1 protein-coding gene is annotated in these 261 nt (G+C 67.0%); it reads right to left on the bottom strand.

Annotated elements, in window-relative coordinates; genetic code table 11:
• Positions 1-261: hypothetical protein (locus IEW01_RS17645; RefSeq protein ID WP_194419554.1), on the bottom strand; the 261-nt coding region annotated here is incomplete at both ends.

Here is a 261-nt window from a genome sequence, read left to right as displayed (position 1 = left end):
GAGCAGCTCGGGATCGGCCGCCGTCTGGCTGCCGTCGTGGAATTTCAGCCAGGCCCGGCCGGCGAAGCGTCCATCGGCGGTCGGGCCCCAGCCGTTTGGGCTCACCGCGCCGTTGAAGTTGACCGCCTCACCGTCGATGTAGACCTTCGTCAGGCCCTCGATCGGCATGTCGGCCAGGTCGATCACGTAATTGAGCGTGCGGTTTTCCTTGCCATGCGACATCGGCGGCGCGACGAAATTGCCGCCCGTGGCGTAGCGGCC

This window comes from Sinisalibacter lacisalsi (genome assembly GCF_014640115.1).
In the GTDB taxonomy this organism is placed as follows: domain Bacteria; phylum Pseudomonadota; class Alphaproteobacteria; order Rhodobacterales; family Rhodobacteraceae; genus Sinisalibacter; species Sinisalibacter lacisalsi.
The sequence above is the reverse complement of the archived record's forward strand: the minus strand, read 5'-3'. Positions and strand labels throughout refer to the sequence as shown.